Genomic DNA, 22,560 nt, shown 5'->3' on the forward strand with positions numbered 1-22,560 from the left:
CTCCGAAAAAAGGGTCCGATGGATTGCGGTGTTGCGTCGCGATGCGGTCGGGGGCCTGCATCGCGGGTGCCACGCAGGTCAGTCCTGCGCGGCGATGTTCAATTGCCCGTCTTCAAGCCAGACCTGGACCGCCTTGCCGTGCAGCGCACGCGGCACATCGTCCAGCACCTTGTAATGCCCTGCCACGGCGACCAGCTCGGCATGGAAGGCGCTGCAGAAGATCCGCGCGTCCTCGTTGCCCTGGGCGCCAGCCAATGCACGTCCACGCAGCGGGCCGTAGATGTGGATGGAGCCGTCCGAGATGACTTCCGCACCGGCGCCGACCGAGGTCAGTACGGTCAGGTCGCGCTGCTCGGCATACAACTGCTGGCCCGAGCGCACGGTGGCCTTCTGGATCATGCCGGGCTGGACGTTGGTTTTTGGTTGTGCCGGTTCCGGTGCGGCGGCCACCGGTGGTGGTGCGGCCGGCACGGGCGCCGGTTCGCTGCGTTCGTACTGGGCACGGAACTTGGCCAGCAGTGGCAGGCCGAGCTGCTCGGACAGGGTTTCGATCTCCGAGGTGCCGTAGGCCAGCGCCACCGGCAGCACGCCGGCATCGCGCAGGCCTTCCAGCAGGGCGCGGGCGCTGGCTACATCGGGGGTATGCACCAGGCCGCCGAAGTCGATGATGACCGCGGCCCGGCCAAACAGCTTGGGTGCGCGCTCGACGCGCTCGCGCATCTCGCGGACCAGCGCTTCGACATCCAGGGTGCGGACACGCAGGTTGGCGACGCCGACCTGGCCGATCTTGAGTTCGCCGGCCTGTTCGTAGCTGGGGACAGGGGAAGGTGTGCTCATGTGCCGGTCGGCCTCTGGATGCCGGCCGGCGTGTAATGGCGTGTGCGCGTCCACGGGGTTTCCGGCAGCTCGCCGCGGTAGGTTTCCAGCACCCACGGGTAGCTGCACAGTTCCTTCATCAGCATGCTGGCGCGGACCTGCACGCCGGGCATGACGTGTTGGCCGATTTCGCGGAAGCCGAAGCTGCCATGGAACAACAGCGCCGGGTCGGCGCCATGGTCCAGGAACACCTCGCAGGCCAGCTGCGGGTAGCGCAGTTCGGCGTAGCTCTGCACATCGGCATAGAACGCACGACCCACGCCGCCGCCGCGGCGGCGACTGGCCACCACGATGCGGTCGATATAGAAGAATTCGGGGTAACGCTCCTGGAACCAGGCGTAGTTGCTGCTGTCATGGCCCACGCCGGAGCCGAAACCGACCAGGAAGCCGGCCAGGTTGCCGTCGCGCTCGGCGACGCGGAAATATTCGGCACGCTCAAAGAAATCGTGCACGCGGGCGCTGTCCAGCGGCAGGATCGCCAGGCCAGCGTTGTTGTTCAGGGCCAGGACGGAATCCAGCTCGTGCTCACGCACGTCGCGGATGACGATCGACATCGGGTTTGCTCCATAAAACTGCGCCCCTACAACGTTGGGGCCTGCCCGATTATCGCATGGGCAGCCCCGCCTGCGGGCGCCCATGCCGCCCGGTGTCGACAACGCGGGCATGACTTCAGGCTCAGGTCGCGCCGCCGCGGTGGGCCGTAAGATGCGCCATGTTCGGACGAATCGCCCATACCCGCCTGCTGCGTGCCGCTGGGCTCTATACGTGGGCGCTGGTGGGCATTCCCATCGTCCTGAACGTGTGGTTCCTGCCGCCGTCGCGCGGCGCCGAGGGGGCCGGCCTGAACGTGCCGATGTCGTTGGGCGCCTACCTGGCGTTCGGCATCTGCTACTGGCTGGCCACGCGCACCCTGCACGAACGCCCGCCGCAGCACCCGAGCCTGGGCAGCGTGGCGTTGCTGCTGGTGATGATCTCCTCGGCGGTGGCGGTGGGCTTCTACACCCAGACCGGATTGGGTGCGCTGTTGCTGGTGGTGGTGGCCGGGGTGCTGCCGTGGATGCTGGAACTGCGCTGGGCGGTGCTGTGGCTGATGTTCGCCCATGTGCCGCTGGTGCCCTCGTTCATGGCGCGCGATGACTTCAACCTGTGGGAGTCGGTGTTCCAGTCGTCCTTCTACGTGGGATTTGCCGCGTTCGTGCTGGTCACCGCCTACGTCGCCCGCCAGCAGGCGCAGGCGCGCGAGGAGCAGCGCCGGCTGAACGCGGAACTGCGCGCCACCCGCGTGCTGCTGACCGAAAGCGCCCGGGTCAACGAGCGCACCCGCATTTCCCGCGAATTGCACGATCTGCTGGGCCATCACCTGACCGCGTTGAGCCTGAATCTGGAAGTGGCCGGGCATGTCACCGAAGGCCGCGCCCAGGAGCACGTCCGCCAGGCCCACACCCTGGCACGCCTGCTGCTGACTGACGTGCGCGAGGCGGTCAGCCAGCTGCGCGAATCGGGCTCCATCGACCTGGCCGCGGCCCTGCGGCCGCTGGCCGAACACGTGCCGTCGCTGGATATCCACCTGGACCTGCACGAACCGCTGACCCTGGAAGACCCCGGGCGCGCCCACGTGCTGCTGCGCTGCGCCCAGGAAATCATCACCAATGCCGTGCGCCATGCCGGTGCCCGCAACCTCTGGATCAGCTGCCGCCGCGAAGGCGCCGACCTGCTGATGGAGGCCCGCGACGACGGCCGTGGCGTGGGCGAGCTGGTCGCCGGCAACGGCCTGCGCGGCATGCGTGAACGCCTGCGCCAATATGGCGGGCAGATGCAGCTGGAAGCGGGCGAAGACAGTGGTTTCCGCCTGAACCTGCGGTTGCCCGCCGCCAGTGATGATCCCTTGCTGTCCAGTTCGGCGACGCCGGCTGCCGTCACACCTTCTCCTGGAGAAACCGCATGATCCGCGTCTGCCTGGTCGACGACCAGAACCTTGTCCGACAGGGCATCCGCTCGCTACTGGCGCTGGATGATGGCATCGAGGTGGTGGGCGAGGCCGCCGACGGCCGTCAGGCCGTGGAGCTGGTCCCGCAGCTCAGGCCCGACGTGGTGCTGATGGACATGCGCATGCCGGTGATGTCCGGCCTGGAAGCGCTGCAGGCCCTGGCCAAAGCCGACCAGCTGCCACCGAGCATCATCCTGACCACCTTCGACGATGACCAGCTGGTGCTGGCCGGGCTGAAGGCTGGCGCCAAGGGCTACCTGCTGAAGGACGTGTCGCTGGAGCAGCTGGTGGGCGCGATCCGCACCGTGGCCGGCGGTGGTTCGCTGGTCCAGCCGGCGGTGACCCAGCGCCTGCTGTCGGGCCTGGAGCACATGCGCAACGAATTCGTCAGCCTGGATCGCCCCGATCCACTGACCGATCGCGAGACCGAGATCCTGCGGCTGATGGCGTCGGGCTTCTCCAACAAGGAAATCGCCAATTCGCTCGGCGTGGCCGAAGGCACCATCAAGAACCACGTGTCCAACATCCTGTCCAAGCTCGGCGTGCGTGATCGCACCCGGGCCGTACTCAAGGCCTTCGAGCTGCAGCTGGTCTGAAGGCAGGATGCCCGGCCCGTCGCAGCGCGGCGGGCGTTCGGGTGCGCGAGGCAATGCTTTGCAAGCTGCGCCCCTTCACCCTGTCCAGACTTGGCGTGCGTGACCGCGCCCGGGTGGTGCGCAAGGCCTTCGAGCTGCAGCTGGCCTGATGACGCGCGTCGGGCGCTGAGGGCAGTGGAACCGCATTGGTCTGTTAAGACTTCGTTTGATGGGGTGGAAGGCAGCACTTCATGCGCAGTTTTCGGCTGACCTCGCTGATGCAAGCCTGCTACGATTGGGAACTTGCTCATCCTTAACCTTGGCCTATCACCGGCCCCCGGAGACCGCTGAATGACCCGTTTGCTCGAGTTCCTGATCGCCCTGGCGCTGGTATTGGCGCTGTTTCTGATCATCGGCGTGGTCCTGCCGTCGCATCGGCACCTCGAAGGAAGCGTGGAAAGCAACCGCAAGATGACCATCGTGTACGACACGGTGAGCAACGTGCGTCGCCTGAAGGACTGGAGCGTGATGCTGCCAGGTGATCCGGCGTTGCTGACCTATTCCGGCGGTGCCGACGGCAATACCGGCAAGGGCGCCAAGGTCGACTTCACCTCGCCCGTGGTCACTGCCTGGAAGAAGGGCAGCTGGGAAATCACCGACGCCCAGGCGCCGGGGACTTCCGGCAACACCGGCAAGGTGGTCTATGCCATCACTGATGACGCCCCGGGCGGCAACAAGGTCAGCGAGATCACGCTGGCCCCGACCGGCAAGGGCGGCCGCAACGTGCGTGTCACCCAGAGCTATGACGTGGACTATGGCTGGAACATCTACGGCCGTTTCCTGGGCATGTACGTCAAGAGCCAGATCGGCGACGGCATGGACGCGAGCCTGGCCAAGCTGGGCACCAACCTGGCCACCATCCCGAACTTCGACTACCGCGTGGAAGGCAGCAAGCTGACCGACCTGAAGATTTCCGACGTGCCGTCGGAAAACCTGCTGGTCGTCGGCGCCGGCAGCATCGCGCGCAGCAATGACGCGATCAAGAAGTCCATCCTCGCAAACCAGGAGTGGATCAAGCGGGTGATGGAGTCCAACGACCTGGAGCCGGCCGGCCCGTTCCGCATCGTCACCACCGAGCTGGCGTCGCAGACCTACACCTTCGATCTGGTCCAGCCGGTCCGCAAGAAGGGCACCGGTCCCAAGACCGAAGTAGCGAAGTCCGACGACAAGGGCGAGGACAAGGCTGACGCGACTGCCGCCGCCGAACCAGCACCGGAAGCGGCGCCGGCCACCGACGCGGCCGAGCTGCAGGTCAAGGTGGCAGGCACCCCGGTGACCTACCTGCATACCGAAGCCCACAAGGCTGCCACGGCCAAGTACACCGGTTACATGTCCGAGCTGGACGTGGCCCGCAACGGCCTGCGCGCCTGGGCGCTGACCAATGGTCATGCCATGAACGACCGTCCGTACGAATCCTGGAACAGCGGCGTGGACAAGTCGTTCACCGACGAAAGCTCCACCTACGACATCTTCTGGGCGATCAAGTACTGATCGGCCGCGCCCACCACAGGGCGAGCAGCTGATGCATCCGCGCCGCGCCTTCGCATCCCGAAGGCGCGGCGTTTTTCTTTCCGGACCCGTGCACATGCGTGCCGAGGCAATGCGGGGTTGGACCTGATGATCGAAAGACGCCACGACATCGTTTCCCCCTTGGCCGCCATTGGCGCGGTGCTGTGCGCTGCGTCGATTGGGCTGGCCGCTTACGCGGCGCATGGCGTGAGCGATCCCAAGGCGCAGGCTTCGCTGCAGAGCGCCTGCCTGTACGCCTTCGGCCACGGCATCGCGCTGACGGCGCTAGCCCCGCGCGCGCGCCAGGCGCTGGCGCAGTGGGCGCTGCGGCTGTTGCTGGTCGGGACGCTGTTGTTCTCTGGCAGCATCGCGTTGCACGTGCTGGCCGGCATCGTCAGTGGCGTGGCGCCGGCCGGTGGCGTTGCGATGATCCTGGCCTGGCTGTTGTGGGCCGTCAGCGCGCTACGTCGCTAGGAGGCGCACAGCATGCCCAGGCACGCACGTGGATTCGATACCCAGGCTGCCTGGGACCACCTGGCCCGGCGTGACCGCAAGCTGGGGACGTGGATGAAGCGCATCGGTGTGATCGAGCCCGAGCCGCGCTGGCGCAAGACCTTCGATCCGGTCGATGCGCTGGCCCGCGCGATCCTGTTCCAGCAGCTCTCGGGCAAAGCGGCCTCGACGATCGTGGGACGCGTGGAAACCGCCATCGGCAGCACGCGACTGCACTTCGACACGTTGGGCCGGGTGGACGATGCGACGCTGCGCAGTTGCGGAGTGTCCGGGAACAAGACGCTGGCGCTGCGCGACCTGGCCGCGCGCGAGCAGCGCGGCGAGATCCCCTCGCTGCGGCAGATGGCCACCCTGCACCACGACGAGATTGTCGCGGCACTCACCCCGGTCCGCGGCATCGGGCGCTGGACGGTGGAGATGATGCTGATGTTCCGCCTGGGCAGGCCGGACATCCTGCCCATCGACGACCTGGGCATCCGCAAGGGTGCCGGGCTGGTGGACAGACTGGAAGCCATGCCCGCGCCGAAGGAACTGGCGGCACGCGGCGAGCGCTGGGGGCCGTTCCGCACCTACGCCAGCCTGTACCTGTGGCGCATCGCCGACTTCGACAGCCAGGCTGTCGCGCCGACCAACCGTTCGCAGGACTGACGCGCCGGCGTCAGTTGACCGGTTTGGGGCGCCGTTCGGAGAACTCGGTTTCCACCAGTTCCAGCCATGCGTCCACGCGGTAGTCCTCTTCCGGGGCGATCTTCATCAGGCCATTGAGCACCTGCTTGGCCTCGGCCAGCTCGCCCAGCTGGTAGTGCGCCTTGGCCAGTGCCCAGTGCGCTTCGGGCCGGCGTGGTTCCAGCGTGACCCATTCGGTCGCGGCGAATTTGGCGGCCTTGCTCTGGCCCGAGGCCAGCAGGTCTTCCAGTTCGATTTCCTTGAGGTCACCGCGGCGGCTGCTGCGGCTTTCGCGCATGACCCCGACAACGTTGACGACCAGGATCACGAAGCAGATCGACATGACCAGGATCCCGGCGCTGATGAAGACCAGCAGCCAGGTGATGCCCTGGAGCGCATCGAGAAGGGAGTGTGTGGATTCCAAAAAAGCGCCTCTTGCGGGACTGCGGGCGCGGTGGAGCGCACGACGGGGCGCAGATGGTACGCCTGCCGGGCGCCGGTGGATGAAGATCGGGAGGTCTTGCGCCGTTCAGCTGTGCCGGATGGGCGTCGTGCCTGGGGCCGCATGCCGCCAGTGCCAGGGCTCGTAGACGATCCCGTGCGGGTTATCGCGCGGGTAGCTCATGTGGAAATCGAACCGGCCGGCGTTGCCCGTGAGCCAGGCAAATGCCCTGGTGGTTTCGAACGATTCCTCGGCCGGTGGTTCGCCGGGGGTGCCGATGTCCAGTGCGTTGCCGCCGTGGTGTTCGCTGTAGCCCGGCGCGGCGTTGACGGTGAGGATCTGCTCCACGGTCTGTCCGCGGGCCAGTTTCCGTTCGAAGATGCCCAGCTGGTAAGCGTGGCTGCGATAGCCGGAGACGGCGTCGAGCGTGATGTGGGCGGCGGCGGCGGCGGCGTGCATGGCCTGCCAGGCCCGTCCGGCCGCATCGGTCAGCCACAAGGCGCGGCGATAGCGGTCGAAGCCGGCCAAGGTGAGCGCGGCGGGTTCGGCGACGAGCTCCAGTCCGGTGTGTCGCGCGTAATCGTCCGCATCCAGGCCCAGCACGTTCAATCGTCGACGCAGTCCGCGCAGGGGCAGGGTTCCGGCCAGGTCCGCATCGATGGGAGCAGTCCGGGTTTCAGCGTCTTCCAGCCGGTCCAGTGCTTCGTCGATGCCGTGGCTGCGGCTCCAGCCAGGCAGCAGGCCAACCAGGCCTTCGGGAACCACGGCAGCCAGATAGCGACCATCGTCCTTGCGGCGCAGCACGCGGCTGGCGCGTGCGAGCACGCGGGCATCGTGATTGCTGCGCGCACGCAATAACGAGGCGGGCCACAGCTCGATATGGTCTGTATTGAGCAGCGTGTTGGCGACGGGCAGCGTGGGGCGGACAGGCATGGCCGGCACTTTATCGGGGGTGCGCGTGCGCGGCCAGTTCACGCAGCTGGCGCAACAGGCCATTGGGGTCGTGCACGTCCAGCAGCAGGCCATGGCCGGCGGTGCTGGGCAGCCACAGCACCAGGCGGCTGTCGGCGGTGGCGACGAAGGCCTTGCGCCGCTCGCGCAACCGGTACCAGCCGCTGCGGAAGCCGGGCAGGGCGTAGCCGCGAACCTTGAGCAGCGGGCGCAACTCGGTGTGTTCGGCCAGGTCGACTACGCGGGCCTGGTCCAGCTGCAACTGGGCGATCGCCACCTGGGTGCGGAAGAAGGTCGAACGCACCTCGATGCCCTGCGCGTCCACCCGCAGCGACTGCCGACGCAGGCAGAAGGCCAGCGCCGCCCACAGCAGCAGGGTCAGCGCCGCGACCGAGGCCAGTGTCAGCGCGGCCGTCGATGCCAGGCTGTCACCGACCAATGGCTGCGCATCGTGGCTCAGCGGCGCCAGCCCCAGTGACAGTGCACTGATCATCAGTGGCAGGCCCACCACCAGCACGAACAGCCACAGCCGCGCGCTGCCTGGCGTCGGCGTCAGCGCGACAACGGTCTGGCCCATGACGTGAGGATGGCGTGTGTTGTTCATTGCGGCATGCCCAAGCCGAAAAGCGGTACCGCCACGTGCAGGACGAGATCGGCACAGAAGTGGCCGAGCATGGCCATCTCCAATCCCCGTTTCCAGTACAGCCAACCAAATGCCAGCCCGGCGATACCGTTCAGTAGCAGCGTTCGTGTAACCACGCTGGCATCCAGGCCCCAGAGGTGCGCGGCCGCGGGCAGGTGGCCGGCACCGAACAGCAGCGCGGCGATCATCGCGGCAATCCAGTACGTCCCGGTTGTGGGAGGGACGCGACGCACGCGCGCCACGGCCCACACCAGCAGCGTCATTAGGAATAGCCGGAGTTGCAGTTCTTCGGCGATGCCGCCGTACAGCGATGCGAGCAATCCGTTCAATGCCGAAACATGCGCGCTGGCTGCCACTGGCGGATTGAGCATCGGTGGGAGCAGGGGATCGAGTAGCACTGACAGGGTGAGGACTACCAATCCGGTCGCGCCGCCCAGGAGCGCGCTTCGGCCCGGTCGCAGTCGTGACCAATCGGGCCGCGCACGACCGATAAGCCAGGCCTGCAGGACCGGGCTTCCCAGGTCGACGCGATGACCCATGCGCAGCCCAAGCCAGGCGAGCAGCCCCAGCAGCACCAGCGCCTGCATGGACTGGATCGCCACCAGGGCGGCAAAGGGAATGGGGAGCTGCGCGAAGCGTCCGGGCATCAGCTGGGCGAGGTAGGGCATGAGCGCTGCGGCTGACACTGCAGCCAGCACGCCCCAGACCGCGGCGACTCTGAAATCGCCCAGCGCGGAGGTCGGGTGCGGCGATGCAAGTGGGGTGGGGACTGGGTCCATCATCATGTGCTCCGGATTCCAGGGTCGGGCAGAATCGGACTCATTGCGGACGCTTGAAGACCAGCATCACCGACAGGGTCGGTGCCGGCACGATCACGTTGACCAGCTCCCAGCCCAGGTTGCCGTGCTTGGTGAGTTCTTCCTGGATCAGTTCGGTCTTCAGTCCGCCCATCAGGCTGGGTTTCACTTCCACGGTCTGGTAGCTCCAGCGACGATCGGTACTCATGACGCGTCCTCCTGTGCTTCGGGTGATTGGGGTCTCGGCAGCCTTCCCGCCTTGCGCAGGGCGTCGCGCAGCAGGTATTCGATCTGCGCGTTGAGCGAGCGCAGGTCGTCGTCCGCCCATTTCTGGGCGGCGCCGAGGACCTCGGCACTGATGCGCAGCGGATAGGCCTTTTTCTCTGCCATGCGGTCGGTGGCTTGCCTGCTTTGGTGGGGGGAGGTCCGCACCTGAAGGTGCATGACGGGTGACGCGCGACGCTTGGTTGAATGGCCCGCACAAGGAGGTGCGGGCTTTTGCGAAGGGGAGCGCGACTAGTAAAGGCTGCCGGCGTTGACGATCGGCTGGGTGCCGCGATCGCCGCACAACACCACCAGCAGGTTGCTGACCATGGCGGCGCGACGCTCTTCGTCCAGCTTGACCGTGCCGTTCTTCTCCAGCTCGCTCAGGGCCATTTCGACCATGCCCACCGCGCCGGCGACGATCCGCGTGCGCGCGGCGATGACGGCATTGGCCTGCTGGCGCTGGAGCATGGCCTGGGCGATTTCCGGTGCGTAGGCCAGGTGGCTGATGCGCGCTTCGATCACGTCCACGCCGGCCTGGGTCAGGCGCTCGTCCAGGTGGCGCTTGAGCTGCTCGCTGATTTCGGCCGGATGGCTGCGCAGCGAGATCTGGTCTTCCTCGTGCTGGTCGTACGGATGGCTGGTGGCCATGGCGCGCAGTGCGGCCTCGGACTGGATGTGGACGAAGCTCTCGTAGTCGTCCACGTTGTAGACCGCCTCGGAGGCATCGTTGACCTGCCAGACGATGACCGCGGCGATCTCGATCGGGCTGCCGTCCAGTTCGTTGACCTTGAGCCGGCCGCTTTCGAAATTGCGCACCCGCAGGGACACCTTTTTCTTGGTGTAAAAGGGGTTGTTCCAGCGTAGACCGTTGGACTTGTCGGTACCTACGTACTTGCCGAACAGGCTCAGCACCGCGGCCTGGTTGGGTTGCACCGTGTACAGGCCGATCACGCAGAAAAACACCGCGACCGCCAGCGCGATGCCGGCCACCACGCGTAGCAGCGAGCTCACACCGCTGTCCGGATCCGCGCCCAGGCCGCTGATGAACAGCCACACTGCCACGGCCGACACGGCGATCAGGAACAACAGGAAGGGAATGCCGGGCAGGGAACGGACGGGTTGCTCTTTCATGGCGGTGTCCTCAATGGTTGGAATGAACGATATCAAATTGATATCAGTCTGCAAACGGCATTGCAGCACGGCCATCCGGGCCAGGGGCACTCGCTAGAATGGCCGCCCCCTTTCAGCCCGGAAACACCGCCATGACCACGCTCGGCACGCCGCGCTCGCCCCATGCCACCCGCGTCCTGCTGCTGGGTTCGGGAGAACTGGGCAAGGAAGTGGCCATCGAGCTGCAGCGTTTCGGGGTGGAAGTCATCGCCGCCGACCGCTATGCCGACGCGCCGGCCATGCAGGTCGCGCACCGCAGCCATGTGCTGGACATGCTCGACCCGGCCGCGCTGCGCGCGCTGATCGCCGCCGAGCAACCGCACCTGGTGGTGCCGGAAATCGAGGCGATCCACACCGAAACCCTGGTCGCGCTGGAGGCCGACGGCCTGGCCGTGATCCCGACGGCCCGCGCCGCGCGCCTGACCATGGACCGCGAAGGCATCCGCCGCCTGGCCGCCGAGACGCTGGGCCTGCCGACCTCGCCGTATCGCTTCGTCGATACGGAAGGCGAATACCGCGATGCGGTGGCCGCGATCGGCCTGCCGTGCGTGGTCAAGCCGGTGATGTCGTCCTCGGGCAAGGGCCAGAGCACGTTGCGCGCGGAAGCCGACATCGGCCCGGCCTGGGATTACGCCCAGACCGGCGGCCGTGCCGGTGCGGGGCGCTGCATCGTGGAAGGTTTCATCGACTTCGATTACGAGATCACCCTGCTGACCGTTCGCCACGCTGGCGGCACCAGCTTCTGCGATCCCATCGGCCACTGGCAGAAGGACGGCGATTACCGCGAAAGCTGGCAGCCGCAACCGATGACGCCGGCTGCGCTGGCGCGTGCGCAGCAGATTTCCAAGGCGGTCACCGACGACCTGGGCGGGCGCGGCCTGTTCGGCGTCGAGCTGTTCGTGAAGGGCGACCAGGTGTGGTTTTCCGAAGTCTCGCCACGCCCGCACGACACCGGGCTGGTCACCCTGGTGTCGCAGGAGCTGAGCGAGTTCGCCCTGCATGCGCGCGCGATCCTGGGCTTGCCGGTCGGTGCCGGCGATGGCGAGGTGGTGAAGCAGGCTGGCCCATCGGCGTCATGCGCGATGCTGGCCCAGGGTCATGGCGTGCCGGTGTTCGCCAACGTCGAAGCCGCACTCGTTGCGCCGGACACCGCGCTGCGCCTGTTCGGCAAGCCGCGCGTGGAAGGCCAGCGCCGCGTCGGCGTCACCCTGGCCCGCGGCAGTGACGTCGACGACGCACGTGCCAAGGCGCGCGACGCCGCCGCGGCGATCCAGATCAGCCTGGAATAGATGGCAGGCGTCCGCCTGTCTGTAGGGCGAAGCTTGCGCCGTCGGGGCCTTTCTTACGAGCCGAACGAAAGGCAACGTGTCGCCCGGGTAAGGCCTTAGGCCGCACCCGGGGCGGCATGTCCGCTAGATCCCTTCGGATGCGCTTCGCTTATCCTGGCTACAACCGATTCCACGTCAGAACCGCAGGTCTGCCCAGACCAGGTGATGGTCGCTGCCATCGGCGATCTTCGCGTGTGGATCGGTCGAGGCTGGCCAGAAGATGCCGCCACCCAGGTATTCGAATCCACTGGACGGCAACACGTAGTCCAGTCGCATCGCGCCGGCCTTCGGGCCGAAGTCGCCGGTCACTTGTTCGGGTGAACCTTTGCGCTTGAGGCCTTTGGCGGCATAGGCGCGCGCGGTTTCGGCACCGCCGGCGCTGGTCGGGGCGGGGTGGCGCAGCACGCGCGGGTGCTCCATCAGCTCGACGATGGCGTCGTGGTGGCCGTCGCCATCGATGGGGTCGTTGTTGAGATCGCCGGCGATCACGAATTTCCCGTCCGCTGCCAGTCCGCCGCAGTGGCCGGCGTCATCGCACAGCCAGGACGCGTCGCTGGCGTTGTCCAGGTAGTGCTGCCACAGGCGGATTTCCTGCGCGTTGCGATTGCCGTTGCGGTCTTCCGGGCCATCGAAGACCGGCGGCGTGGGATGCGACACCAGGAAATGCACGGTGCCACCTGGCGCCTGCACCGGCACGTCCCAATGCGACTTGGACGACAGCCGCAGCTGCGACCAGGCGGTATCCGAGTACCACGGCTTGCCGGTGCGCGGATCGATCGGGTTCCGTGCGCCGGGCACGGTCGACCACTTCAGCAGGCGAAAAGTACGCACCGCGCGCTCATCGATGGGGTACTTCGACAGCACCAGCATCCCGTACTGGCCCGGGTGCAGGCCGTAGCCCCAGGCGTCGTTGCCGCCCTCGCGCGCGCCGCCGCCGATGCGGCCGTTGTTGTCCAGGTCCAGGCCGCTGGGCACGCCGGTGTTGACCGCGGCCAGGTAGCGGTACGGATAGTGCAACGCTTCACCGCCGCCGGGCTGTGGGGTTTCCAGGTATCGATGCTGGAACAGGTCCGCGGCGCGATGGGCGTCGTCGTAGTCGAATTCGTTGAGCAGGATCAGGTCCGGGCGGACGTCCTGCAACACCGCGGCGATCTTGCGTGCGTGCGCGCTATCGCCTTCCAGCTCGGCGATCAGGCCGCCGGCCTGGTCCGAATAAAGCGAGGTGTTGTAGGTCGCCACGCGCAAGGGTGCGGTGGCGCTGGGCGCAGGCGAGGTACTGCAGGAGGAAAGGGTGGAGGTGGCCATCAGGCACAGCAGGGCAAGGGCGTATCGCATGACGCGATTCTAGGCTGCGCCGATGACAGCGCAGCAACGCACCTATTCCACGACGTCCTCGATGGGCGACCAGCGACGCCCGTCGAAGGCTTCAAGCGGCGCGAACCGGCGCTTGTAGTCCATCTTGCGATGGCCGTTGATCCAGTAACCCAGGTACAGGGACTGGCGCTGGTCGCGCCTGGCCCATTCCAGTTGGCGCAGGATCGCCAGCGTGCCCAGGCTGCGCGCGCCCATGTCCGGTTCGAAGAAGGTGTAGACCGCCGAAAGGGCATTGGGCACCACGTCGGTGACGGCGACCGCGATCAGGCGACCGTCTTCGCGCAGTTCCAGGAAGCGGCTCTCCGACCAGCGCCCGATCAGGAACTGCTCGAATTCGTTGGCGCCGTGGTCGTCCATGCCGCCGCCGATGTGGCGGCTGGTCAGGTAGCGCTGGTACAGCGCCAGGTGTTCCTCACTGCGTTGTGCAGGGGCCACGCGTGCCTCGACGTGGGCATTGCGCGCTGCGCAGCGGCGCTGGCTGCGATCAGGTTTGAAGCGGTTCACCGGCAGGCGCACCGGCACGCAGGCGCGACAGCCCTGGCAGTGCGGCCGGTACACCAGGTCGCCGGAACGCCGGAAGCCCCACGACAACGCGGTCGGGTAGAACATAGGCAGGCGCGGATCGCGCGGATCCAGCACCAGGTCGCGCGCGCTGCGCTCAGGCCAGTAGCCGCAGGGATGTTCGCCGGTGTGGAACAGGCGGACGTCCTCGCGGATCGGTAGCGCATCGGTGCCCATTCAGCGCGTCCTGCATGCCGGGCAGGAGGCTGGCCACCCGCTGGGCACGGGCGGCGCGTCGAAGTGCGGGCAAGGAAGGCGAAAGGTCATGGCCCAGCATACTGCGGGCCTGCGGTCTTGCAGCGTGAGACGCCGGAGGTGTCAGGTTTCGGCAGCGATGGCATCGAGGGCGAGGCCAGCTGCCACCGTGCATCGGGTGGTGACGCGATGGACATGCGATGACGCGATTCCTTGACGCCGCTAACCGATGACTTAACGACGCCAGTGGGCTGGTCAACCGCAGGCGCCGCACGGCGTTTTCCCCTGCAGTGGCAAGCAGCCACGGACCTGAAGGAACATCGCACATGATGCGCAAGACCCTGATCGCTTTCTCCATCGTCGCTGCGCTGGGCGCGGGCACGGCCTTCGCCGCCACCCAGGACACGACCACGACCACCACGCCGCCGACCAAGCGTCTGGACGTCAATGGCGACGGCAAGATCGACAGGCAGGAAGCTGCCGCTTCGCCAGCACTGGCCGAGCAGTTCGATACCCTGGACAAGAACAAGGATGGCGTTCTGTCACGTGACGAATTGCCGCGTGGGCCGCACGGCTGGCGCCAGCGTGGCCCGGGCGATCGCGGGCACGACCGCATGGCCAGGCTGGACACCAACAAGGACGGCCGTATCAGTGCCGAGGAAGCCAAGGCCGATCCGAAGTTCGCCGAGCATTTCGCTCAGATGGACCTCAACAAGGATGGCTTCGTCGACAAGGCTGATCGCGAACTGGGCATGAAGCAGCGCCGCGATGCGTGGTTCGCCAAGGCCGATACCAACAAGGACGGCCAGCTGAGCAAGGCCGAGTTCGATGCGGCCAAGCCGGACCGTCCGATGCGCGGCCCGGGTCGGGGCGATGACCATGGCCGCGGCCACATGCCACCGCCGCAGGACGACGCGTCGGCCAAGAGCTGACCTGACCTGTCCTGTCGCTGTTGAAATAGAAAGCCCGCGCCGGAAACGGTGCGGGCTTTCTGTATTCCGGGCAGTGCGGTCAGATCGCCGGGCTGCTGCTCAGCATGCAACTTCGGTGTTGGTCTCCGGTGTCGTGGGGTAAGTCGATGTGATGGAAAGCTTCTGATACTGCCCTGACGTTACAGGCGTTGCAGGATGAAAGGTGCCACTACAAGCAGCAGGGCTACATCGGTCACCAACGTGGCGGCCTTGCCAAACATCAGGTAATACATGCGTTGGCGCTTGCGGGCATTGATCGGGTCGCGTGCAGTGTCACGTTCAAGCAGCGGAATCATCACGCGCCGTAAGGGCACCAGGGTTTCGTAGGTCAGAAGTCCAATTCCAATGAATATCGCCATGATCAAAGGCCATGCACTCGTGGTGAAGCGTGCTGTCGCAGCAAAGGCTGCGATGCAGCCCAGGCTAACAACGATGTAGCGCTTGTAGCTTGCCGAGACCCGTTTCCGCTCATCCGCGCTTTGGGTGAATCGAAACAGGATTCCACGCGTCAGCAGTGCCATGATGCCGGCACTGATGAGTCCGAAGATGAGCGACCCGGCTCCGGCAATGAGGCTGCCAACGGCTGTTTTTGCGAGGAATCCCCCGCCGATTGATCCCGCGACGGCGACCTCGAGTCCGGCGGCTGCTGCGGGTTTGGCTGCCACGCCCAACACCCCGACCAAGGCGGCTGCGAACCCCGCCGATGGCGCCGAGCCGCGGGCGAATTCGCCGAAGCGCGCCAGCAGTTCGCCGCGCACCGTTTCACGCGCGCGCGACAGGCGCTTGCGCACGGCGGCGTCCGACAGTCCCAACAGCAGGGCCACCTGTTGCGAACTCTGGCCTTCGCGGTAGTACAGCAGCAGCGCTTCGCGGCTGTCTTCGGGCAGCGCGGCGATGATGTCGGCGGCCACGGTTTCCTGTTCGGTGATGAGCAATCGCTCGGCCGGTTGCGGGGCGGGATCGGCGGCGATGGCGATGGCCAGTTCCGCATCCTCGCCGGTCATGGCGGCATGACGACGTGCGCGCAAGTGATCGCGGGCCAGGTTGCGGGTGATCTGGCGTAGCCAGGGCAGGAAGCTGTCGTGGTTCTTCAGCCGGTCCAGTCGCTGCCAGGCACGCAGGAAGGCGTCCTGGGCGATGTCCTCGCTGGCGGCGACATCGCGGGTGATCGCCAACGCAATCGCGGTGACCGTGTTCTGGCAGCCGCTGACGATCCGGCCATAGGCGGCGGTGTCGCCACGGCGTGCGGCGGGCAGTTCCTGATGCAGCATCGCGTCGAGGGTCAGGGCGTGCATTGCGGCGATTCCTTGCGGGGTCTGCCTTCCATGACGTGCCTCGACGGCGGATGTGACCGGGTGATCAGCGTTGCGGTGCAGCCGGGGGCAGGGTGGGAATCCGGATGCGTTCTTCGTCGTCCCTCAGCCCGGACTCCGGCGGCGCAGCTTGCTGCTGCGCAGGCGTGGCAGCTGGCGCCTGGGCCGCGTCGCGCAGGCTGCGATGGCGCAGGAAGGTGAAGGCCGCGGCCGCCACGATCAGTGCCAGCAGCACCAGGCGGATGCGCGTGGCCCAGCGGCGCTTGTTGCCGGATGCGTCATCCGGTTCGTCGAATTCCAGCAGGCGCGACTGGCCCGGCCGGGTGCTGCCCAGCAGGCCCTGTTCGCGCAGGATCTCGCGCGCCCTGGGCTGGTCGTCGGCATGGCGCACCCAGACCGTGGGCTGTTTCACCTTGGCCACAGGTTCGGAATAGCTGAACTGGCTGCCGCGCTTTCCCTGGTAGGAGCGGCCGTTGCTGATGTAGGTGTCGATACCGTTCTTTTCGAGCAGCTCGGCCACGCCCTCGACGGTTTCCACGCGTTGGCTGGTGAAGATCTGACGCATGAGGTGATTACTCTTTGGCTGGCACGAGCGCCGCATCGCTGGCGGTGGGCACGACGCGGATCAAGCCCTCCTGCGCGGTGCTTGCGACCAGTCGGCCGGCGCGATCAAAGATCAGTCCGCGGGCCATGCCGCGCGAATTCTGTGCGGTGGGGCTGTCGATGGCGTACAGCAGCCAGTCGTCGGCGCGGAAGGGGCGATGGAACCAGATCGCATGATCCAGCGAGGCCATCTGCACGTTCGGCTGGTAGTAGCTGATGCCGTGCGGGAAATTGGCGGTGCCCAGCAGTTGGTAGTCCGACGCATAGGCCAGCAGCGTGCGGTGCAGCTCGGGTGAGTCGCCGACTTTCTGGGTCAGGCGGAACCAGAACTGCTGCTGCGGCGGCAGGCGCTGCGGCTCCAGTTCGCTGCGCGTCTGCACGTGGCGGAACTCGAAGGGCCCCAGCCGGTTGAGCCAGCGCTGCACCTTGGGGGGCAGGGTTGCCATGACCTCGGGCGGGACCGGCGGCTGTTCGACGATGTCCTCCGGCGCAGGCACGTTGGGCATCTGCGGCTGGTGTTCGACCCCGGTTTCGTCGCCCTGGAAGGACGCGGCACAGAAGAAGATCACCTTGCCGTGCTGGATCGCGGTGACCCGGCGCACCGAGAAGCTGCCGCCGTCGCGGGTGCGGTCCACGTCGTAGACGATCGGCGCTTCCACGTCGCCAGCGCGCAGGAAGTAGGCATGCAGCGAGTGTGCCCGGCGCTGGGTGGCTGGATCGACCGTGGCCTGCGCGGCAGAAAGCGCCTGGCCCAGCACCTGGCCGCCGAAGACGTATTTGGTGCCGATGTCCCGGCTCTGGCCGCGGAACAGGTTCTCTTCCAGCCGCTCCAGGGCGAGCAGTTCGATCAGTTCGGCGACGACGGGTTCGGCAGGCACGGGCGGGCGATGACGGCAGCGGGCAGGGTGCCGAGTATAGCGACGACCGCCCCCGGACCCGGGCCGTCGGGCGGCTGCATTGCATGATGGTGCAGGCTTTGCGCTACCATGCGGCCCTGCTTTTTCGATCAGGAATCAGGTGGCCCGCGCCTCGCGCCGGCCGAGCGTGCGACATGAGCACTACCACCGTCCAACGCTGACGCACGACATGGCCACCTGCAAGGGCGCCCATGTGGCGCCTTTTGTGTTTCTGAACGACCGCCTCCAGATTCTTTTGCCGCACGGCGCTTCCTGCGACCGTTCCGGCCCAGCCGACCTCCAAGACCCATGATCACGATCACGCTCCCCGACGGCAGCCGCCGCGAATTCGAAGCTCCCGTTTCCGTCCTGCAGGTCGCCCAGTCGATCGGCGCGGGCCTGGCCAAGGCCACCGTCGCCGGTGCCGTCGACGGCGTGCTGGTCGACGCCAGCGATGTCATCGACCATGACGTGTCGCTGCGCATCATCACGCCCAAGGACGAGGAGGGCGTGGAGATCATCCGTCACTCCTGCGCCCACCTGGTTGGCCATGCGGTCAAGCAGCTGTACCCGGACGTGAAGATGGTGATCGGCCCGGTCATTGCCGAGGGCTTCTATTACGACATCCAGTCCGACCGCCCGTTCACGCCTGAGGACATGGATGCCATCCAGGCGCGCATGCAGGAGCTGATCGCACAGGACTACGACGTCATCAAGAAAGTGACGCCGCGCGCGGAAGTCATCGACACCTTCAAGGCCCGCGGCGAGGACTACAAGCTGCGCCTGATCGAGGACATGTCCGACGACATCCAGGCGATGGGCCTGTACTACCACCAGGAATATGTGGACATGTGCCGCGGCCCGCACGTGCCGAACACACGCTTCCTCAAGGCGTTCAAGCTGACGCGCATCTCCGGTGCTTACTGGCGCGGTGACGCCAAGAACGAGCAGCTGCAGCGCATCTACGGCACGGCCTGGGCCGACAAGAAGCAGCTCGACGCCTACATCCTGCGCATGGAAGAAGCCGACAAGCGCGACCATCGCAAGATCGGCAAGCAGCAGGGCCTGTTCCACCTGCAGGAAGAGGCCCCGGGCCTGGTGTTCTGGCACCCGAAGGGCTGGGCGATCTGGCAGGTGGTCGAGCAGTACATGCGCCGCGTCTATCGCGAGACTGGCTATGGCGAGGTGCGTTGCCCGCAGATCCTGGACGTGTCGCTGTGGAAGCAGTCCGGCCACTGGGACAACTACAAGGACAACATGTTCTTCACCGAGTCGGAGAAGCGCACCTACGCGGTCAAGCCGATGAACTGCCCGGGCCACATCCAGATCTTCAAGCAGGGCCTGCACAGCTACCGCGACCTGCCGATCCGCTACGGCGAGTTCGGCTCGTGCCACCGCAACGAGGCCTCCGGCGCGCTGCACGGCATCCTGCGCGTGCGCGGTTTCACCCAGGACGACGGCCATGTGTTCTGCACCGAGGGCCAGATCGAGGGCGAGGTCCGTGACTTCCACGAGCAGGCGCTGAAGGTTTACGCCGATTTCGGCTTCGACGAGATCCAGATCAAGATCGCGTTGCGCCCGGAAAACCGCCTCGGCGACGACGCCACCTGGGACAAGGCCGAGGACGCGCTGCGTTCGGCGTTGCGCGCCTCGGGTGTGGAATGGCAGGAGCTGCCGGGCGAGGGTGCCTTCTACGGCCCGAAGATCGAATACCACCTCAAGGACGCCATCGGCCGTACCTGGCAGCTGGGCACGATGCAGGTCGATTTCATGATGCCGGGCCGCCTGGGCGCCGAGTACGTGGATGAAAACAGCCAGAAAAAGCACCCGGTCATGCTGCACCGGGCCATCGTTGGCTCGATGGAGCGGTTCATCGGCATCCTGATCGAGCACCACGCTGGCGCCTATCCGGCCTGGCTGGCCCCGGTCCAGGCGGTGGTCGCCAACATCACCGATGCCCAGGCCGATTACGTCGAGGAAGTGCAGAAAACCCTTGCGAATCAAGGCTTCCGCGTGGTTTCGGATTTGCGCAACGAGAAAATCGGCTATAAGATCCGCGAGCACGCGATGCAGCGGGTGCCCTACCTGCTGGTGATTGGCGACCGTGAGAAGGAAAATGGCGCTGTCGCCGTGCGTACACGCTCGGGCGAAGATTTGGGCACAATGAGCATCCAGGCTTTCGCCGAGCGCCTACGCGCTGAGCAAGCGGCCTGATCACGGAACCGGCACCGGAGGGGTGCCGGCCCATTCCATAACGGAGACTGCAACATCAGCACCCCTGACAACAAGCAAAACCGCAAGAACCAGGAAATCCGCGTCCCGCGCGTGCGCGTGATCGGCAGTGGCGGCGAAATGATCGGCGTGCTTTCGCGCGACGAAGCGCTGGCCATGGCCGAGGAAGAAGGCCTGGACCTGGTCGAGATCCAGCCGCAGGCTGATCCGCCGGTATGCAAGATCATGGACTTCGGCAAGTTCAAGTTCGAAGCCCAGAAAAAGGCCAACGAGGCCAAGAAGAAGACCAAGCAGGTCGAGATCAAGGAACTCAAGTTCCGCCCGGTCACCGACGAAGGCGACTACCAGATCAAGCTGCGCAACATGCGCCGTTTCCTGGAAGAGGGCGACAAGGTCAAGGTCAACATCCGTTTCCGTGGCCGCGAGATGAGCCACCAGGAACTGGGTCGCGAGATGGCCACGCGCATCGAGACCGATCTGGGCGAAGACATCGTGATCGAATCGCGTCCGCGCCTGGAAGGGCGGCAGATGGTCATGATGATCGCGCCCAAGAAGAAGCAGTAAGCCTGTCCTGGCGCGCCTTGCGGCGCGCAGCTGGGTCGCGCGAGCCGGGCAATGCCCGGCTTCGTGCTGTCTGGGTGGATTGGCAGGGCCAGAAGCAAAGCTGCTGATTTGCAAGGAAAACCCGACGCATGTATCATGCGCGGCCCGGTGTCATGCCGGGACGGCCGCAAGGCCACATGGAACCCGTCTTGGTCTTTTGGGATCAACGACTTACAAGCCGGTTGGGGCAGGACGGAAAGCGTGGCGACAGCCACCGCCCACACCAGTTATCGAAACTCCACAAGGATCTAGCAATGCCCAAGATCAAGACCCACCGGGCGGCGGCGAAGCGTTTTCGCAAGACCGCATCCGGCAAGTTCAAGGCTGGCCACGCAAACCGTAGCCATATCCTCACGAAGAAGTCGACCAAGCGGAAGCGCGGCCTTCGCGCAACCAACATCATTCGTGCCGAAGATTCCGGCCGTCTGAACCGCATGCTGCCCTACCTCTGAGGATATAGACCATGGCACGAGTCAAGCGTGGCGTGACCGCACGTCGCCGTCACAAGAAAGTTCTGAGCCGTGCGAAGGGTTATTACAACGCCCGTCGCAAGGTATTCCGCGTTGCCAAGCAGGCCGTCATCAAGGCTGGCCAGTACGCGTACATCGGTCGTAAGCAGAAGAAGCGTAATTTCCGCTCGCTGTGGATCACCCGTATCAACGCTGCTGCCCGTCTGAACGGCCTGAGCTACAGCCGCTTCATGAACGGCCTGCTGAAGGCGAACATCACCCTGGACCGCAAGGTGCTGGCTGATATCGCCGTGCACGATGCCGCTGGCTTTACGGCGCTTGCCGAAAAGGCGAAGAGCGCACTCGCGGCATAAGTGTGGATCCATCGGAGTCGTCGCCTTCGGGTGGCACTCCGACGGAAACAGCATTGAATGCATGGGGAAGGGCGCGAGTCCTTCCCCATTTTGTTTTCTGCGGCCGGCAGAACTTCTTGTGCTTGGCGGACGCAGCGCGACTCCACGGATCCAAGGACCGATGAGCGAAATCGAATCCCTTACCGCACAGGCGCTGGCCGATATTGCTGCCGCTAGTGCTCCCGATACGGTCGAAGCCTTGCGCGTGTCGCTGCTGGGCAAGAGTGGGCAGGTCACCGCGCAGCTCAAGCAGCTGGGCAGCCTGCCGGGTGACCAGCGCAAGGCAGCTGGCGAATCGATCAACCGCGCACGCGATGTGATTTCGCAGGCGCTGGTCGAGCGCAAAAGCCTGCTGGAAGACGCTGCGCTGGACGCGCGTCTGGCCGGCGAATCGATCGATGTGACGCTGCCGGGCCGCAATGGCCAGCGCGGCGGGCTGCATCCGATCTCGCGCACGCTGGAGCGCATCGCCGACATCTTCGGCCAGTTGGGCTACGAGCTGTCCGACGGCCCGGAGATCGAAGACGACTGGCATAACTTCGAGGCGCTGAATTTCCCGCCGCACCATCCGGCGCGTGCGATGCACGACACCTTCTATTTCGGCGATGGCCGCCTGCTGCGCACGCATACCTCCGGTGTGCAGGTGCGCTACATGGGCGAGCACGCGCCGCCGCTGCGCATGATCGCCGCAGGCAAGGTCTATCGCAGCGACAGCGACCAGACCCATTCGCCGATGTTCCACCAGGTCGAAGGCCTGCTGGTCGACGAGCATTCCACCTTCGCCGATCTGAAGGGCACGCTGGCCGAGTTCGTGCGCGCGTTCTTCGAGCGCGATTTCGAGATGCGCTTCCGTCCCAGCTATTTCCCGTTCGTCGAACCCGGCGCGGAAGTGGATATCGCCTGGCAGCAGCCCGACGGCAGCACGCGCTGGCTGGAAGTGCTGGGCTGCGGCATGGTCCATCCGAACGTGCTGCGCAGCGTGGGCATCGACCCGGAGCGCTACACCGGCTTCGCCTTCGGCATGGGCGTGGAGCGCTTTGCGATGCTGCGTTACGGCGTGAGCGACCTACGTGCGTTCTTCGAGAACGACGTGCGCTTCCTGCGCCAGTTCGCCTGATCTTTCGATTCCCGCTTTGATGGCTGCGCCGGCCAGTTCGGCGCGCCCC

The 22,560-nt window shown here is 66.1% G+C and carries 26 protein-coding genes; 12 read left to right on the plus strand and 14 right to left on the minus strand.

What is annotated here, in order from left to right; genetic code table 11:
• Positions 1 to 78: 78 nt before the first annotated feature.
• Both minC and O8I58_RS18735 read right to left on the minus strand, forming a co-directional pair.
• Positions 79 to 837, minus strand: coding sequence for a septum site-determining protein MinC (gene minC, locus O8I58_RS18730; protein WP_298319430.1), 759 nt, complete (start codon positions 835 to 837; stop codon positions 79 to 81).
• Entirely contained in the window at positions 834 to 1,430 is a 597-nt protein-coding gene (locus tag O8I58_RS18735; protein ID WP_298319432.1) for a GNAT family N-acetyltransferase, read from the minus strand. Before O8I58_RS18735 ends, minC begins: the two co-directional genes overlap by 4 nt.
• 158 nt (positions 1,431 to 1,588) lie before the next feature.
• On the opposite strand from O8I58_RS18735, the gene O8I58_RS18740 reads away from it, so the two are divergent.
• From O8I58_RS18740 to O8I58_RS18760, 5 genes are all read left to right on the plus strand, one after another.
• The gene (locus O8I58_RS18740; RefSeq protein WP_298319434.1) at positions 1,589 to 2,821 is read left to right on the plus strand and encodes a sensor histidine kinase; all 1,233 of its coding nucleotides are present in this window, start codon (positions 1,589 to 1,591) and stop codon (positions 2,819 to 2,821) included.
• Complete coding sequence (locus tag O8I58_RS18745; protein ID WP_298319436.1) at positions 2,818 to 3,459, plus strand: response regulator; 642 nt, start codon at positions 2,818 to 2,820, stop codon at positions 3,457 to 3,459. Before O8I58_RS18740 ends, O8I58_RS18745 begins: the two co-directional genes overlap by 4 nt.
• Before the next feature lie 330 nt (positions 3,460 to 3,789).
• Positions 3,790 to 4,989: a polyketide cyclase gene (locus O8I58_RS18750; protein WP_298319438.1), complete on the plus strand. Its 1,200-nt coding sequence runs from the start codon at positions 3,790 to 3,792 to the stop codon at positions 4,987 to 4,989.
• 126 nt (positions 4,990 to 5,115) lie between these two features.
• Complete coding sequence (locus tag O8I58_RS18755; protein ID WP_298319440.1) at positions 5,116 to 5,481, plus strand: DUF423 domain-containing protein; 366 nt, start codon at positions 5,116 to 5,118, stop codon at positions 5,479 to 5,481.
• Positions 5,482 to 5,493: 12 nt separating this feature from the next.
• Positions 5,494 to 6,168, plus strand: coding sequence for a DNA-3-methyladenine glycosylase family protein (locus tag O8I58_RS18760; RefSeq protein WP_298319442.1), 675 nt, complete (start codon positions 5,494 to 5,496; stop codon positions 6,166 to 6,168).
• A gap of 10 nt (positions 6,169 to 6,178) precedes the next feature.
• On the opposite strand, the gene O8I58_RS18765 is transcribed toward O8I58_RS18760, so the two are convergent.
• The 7 genes from O8I58_RS18765 to O8I58_RS18795 form a co-directional block, all read right to left on the minus strand.
• Entirely contained in the window at positions 6,179 to 6,610 is a 432-nt protein-coding gene (locus O8I58_RS18765; RefSeq protein WP_298319443.1) for a tetratricopeptide repeat protein, read from the minus strand.
• A 105-nt stretch (positions 6,611 to 6,715) separates the two neighbouring features.
• Positions 6,716 to 7,561 carry a M15 family metallopeptidase gene (locus O8I58_RS18770; protein WP_298319445.1) on the minus strand — a complete coding sequence of 282 codons (846 nt, stop codon included), beginning with the start codon at positions 7,559 to 7,561 and terminating at the stop codon, positions 6,716 to 6,718.
• A 10-nt stretch (positions 7,562 to 7,571) separates the two neighbouring features.
• Entirely contained in the window at positions 7,572 to 8,183 is a 612-nt protein-coding gene (locus tag O8I58_RS18775; protein ID WP_298319447.1) for a hypothetical protein, read from the minus strand.
• Positions 8,180 to 8,890 (minus strand): CPBP family intramembrane glutamic endopeptidase, encoded by a 711-nt coding sequence (locus tag O8I58_RS18780; protein ID WP_298319450.1) that lies wholly within the window; start codon positions 8,888 to 8,890, stop codon positions 8,180 to 8,182. Before O8I58_RS18780 ends, O8I58_RS18775 begins: the two co-directional genes overlap by 4 nt.
• 151 nt (positions 8,891 to 9,041) lie before the next feature.
• Positions 9,042 to 9,227, minus strand: a complete 186-nt coding sequence (locus O8I58_RS18785) for a DUF4177 domain-containing protein (RefSeq protein ID WP_298319452.1) — start codon at positions 9,225 to 9,227, stop codon at positions 9,042 to 9,044.
• Entirely contained in the window at positions 9,224 to 9,409 is a 186-nt protein-coding gene (locus tag O8I58_RS18790) for a type II toxin-antitoxin system antitoxin (protein ID WP_298319455.1), read from the minus strand. Before O8I58_RS18790 ends, O8I58_RS18785 begins: the two co-directional genes overlap by 4 nt.
• A 126-nt stretch (positions 9,410 to 9,535) precedes the next feature.
• Entirely contained in the window at positions 9,536 to 10,417 is an 882-nt protein-coding gene (locus O8I58_RS18795) for an SPFH domain-containing protein (RefSeq protein ID WP_298319457.1), read from the minus strand.
• Positions 10,418 to 10,548: 131 nt separating this feature from the next.
• Here O8I58_RS18795 and purT point away from each other — a divergent pair, with 131 nt between their 5' ends.
• On the plus strand, positions 10,549 to 11,745 hold the full coding sequence (purT, locus tag O8I58_RS18800; protein ID WP_298319458.1) for a formate-dependent phosphoribosylglycinamide formyltransferase: 1,197 nt from the start codon (positions 10,549 to 10,551) through the stop codon (positions 11,743 to 11,745).
• A gap of 174 nt (positions 11,746 to 11,919) precedes the next feature.
• On the opposite strand, the gene O8I58_RS18805 is transcribed toward purT, so the two are convergent.
• Both O8I58_RS18805 and O8I58_RS18810 read right to left on the minus strand, forming a co-directional pair.
• Positions 11,920 to 13,119, minus strand: coding sequence for an endonuclease/exonuclease/phosphatase family protein (locus tag O8I58_RS18805; RefSeq protein ID WP_298319460.1), 1,200 nt, complete (start codon positions 13,117 to 13,119; stop codon positions 11,920 to 11,922).
• 42 nt (positions 13,120 to 13,161) lie between these two features.
• Positions 13,162 to 13,896 carry an arginyltransferase gene (locus O8I58_RS18810; protein WP_298319462.1) on the minus strand — a complete coding sequence of 245 codons (735 nt, stop codon included), beginning with the start codon at positions 13,894 to 13,896 and terminating at the stop codon, positions 13,162 to 13,164.
• Between the two features lie 344 nt (positions 13,897 to 14,240).
• On the opposite strand from O8I58_RS18810, the gene O8I58_RS18815 reads away from it, so the two are divergent.
• Positions 14,241 to 14,846: an EF-hand domain-containing protein gene (locus O8I58_RS18815; RefSeq protein WP_298319464.1), complete on the plus strand. Its 606-nt coding sequence runs from the start codon at positions 14,241 to 14,243 to the stop codon at positions 14,844 to 14,846.
• A 179-nt stretch (positions 14,847 to 15,025) separates the two neighbouring features.
• Here the strand turns inward: O8I58_RS18815 and O8I58_RS18820 are convergent, their stop codons facing one another.
• The 3 genes from O8I58_RS18820 to tesB all read right to left on the minus strand — a co-directional run bounded on the left by O8I58_RS18820 (position 15,026) and on the right by tesB (position 17,679).
• Positions 15,026 to 16,180 carry an RNA polymerase sigma factor gene (locus tag O8I58_RS18820; RefSeq protein WP_298319466.1) on the minus strand — a complete coding sequence of 385 codons (1,155 nt, stop codon included), beginning with the start codon at positions 16,178 to 16,180 and terminating at the stop codon, positions 15,026 to 15,028.
• Positions 16,181 to 16,244: 64 nt separating this feature from the next.
• Positions 16,245 to 16,763: a putative signal transducing protein gene (locus O8I58_RS18825; protein ID WP_298319468.1), complete on the minus strand. Its 519-nt coding sequence runs from the start codon at positions 16,761 to 16,763 to the stop codon at positions 16,245 to 16,247.
• A 7-nt stretch (positions 16,764 to 16,770) separates the two neighbouring features.
• Complete coding sequence (gene tesB / locus O8I58_RS18830) at positions 16,771 to 17,679, minus strand: acyl-CoA thioesterase II (protein ID WP_298319470.1); 909 nt, start codon at positions 17,677 to 17,679, stop codon at positions 16,771 to 16,773.
• 327 nt (positions 17,680 to 18,006) lie between these two features.
• Here tesB and thrS point away from each other — a divergent pair, with 327 nt between their 5' ends.
• The 5 genes from thrS (at position 18,007) to pheS (ending at position 22,511) form a co-directional block, all read left to right on the plus strand.
• Complete coding sequence (gene thrS, locus O8I58_RS18835; RefSeq protein WP_298319472.1) at positions 18,007 to 19,911, plus strand: threonine--tRNA ligase; 1,905 nt, start codon at positions 18,007 to 18,009, stop codon at positions 19,909 to 19,911.
• Between the two features lie 54 nt (positions 19,912 to 19,965).
• On the plus strand, positions 19,966 to 20,493 hold the full coding sequence (gene infC / locus O8I58_RS18840) for a translation initiation factor IF-3 (protein ID WP_298323198.1): 528 nt from the start codon (positions 19,966 to 19,968) through the stop codon (positions 20,491 to 20,493).
• A 293-nt stretch (positions 20,494 to 20,786) separates the two neighbouring features.
• Complete coding sequence (gene rpmI, locus O8I58_RS18845) at positions 20,787 to 20,984, plus strand: 50S ribosomal protein L35 (protein ID WP_093136305.1); 198 nt, start codon at positions 20,787 to 20,789, stop codon at positions 20,982 to 20,984.
• Between the two features lie 11 nt (positions 20,985 to 20,995).
• Complete coding sequence (gene rplT / locus O8I58_RS18850) at positions 20,996 to 21,355, plus strand: 50S ribosomal protein L20 (protein WP_298319476.1); 360 nt, start codon at positions 20,996 to 20,998, stop codon at positions 21,353 to 21,355.
• A gap of 160 nt (positions 21,356 to 21,515) precedes the next feature.
• Positions 21,516 to 22,511 (plus strand): phenylalanine--tRNA ligase subunit alpha, encoded by a 996-nt coding sequence (gene pheS / locus O8I58_RS18855; protein WP_298319478.1) that lies wholly within the window; start codon positions 21,516 to 21,518, stop codon positions 22,509 to 22,511.
• Positions 22,512 to 22,560: the final 49 nt, after the last annotated feature.

The organism is Pseudoxanthomonas sp. (assembly GCF_027498035.1).
Classification (GTDB): Bacteria; Pseudomonadota; Gammaproteobacteria; order Xanthomonadales; family Xanthomonadaceae; genus Pseudoxanthomonas_A.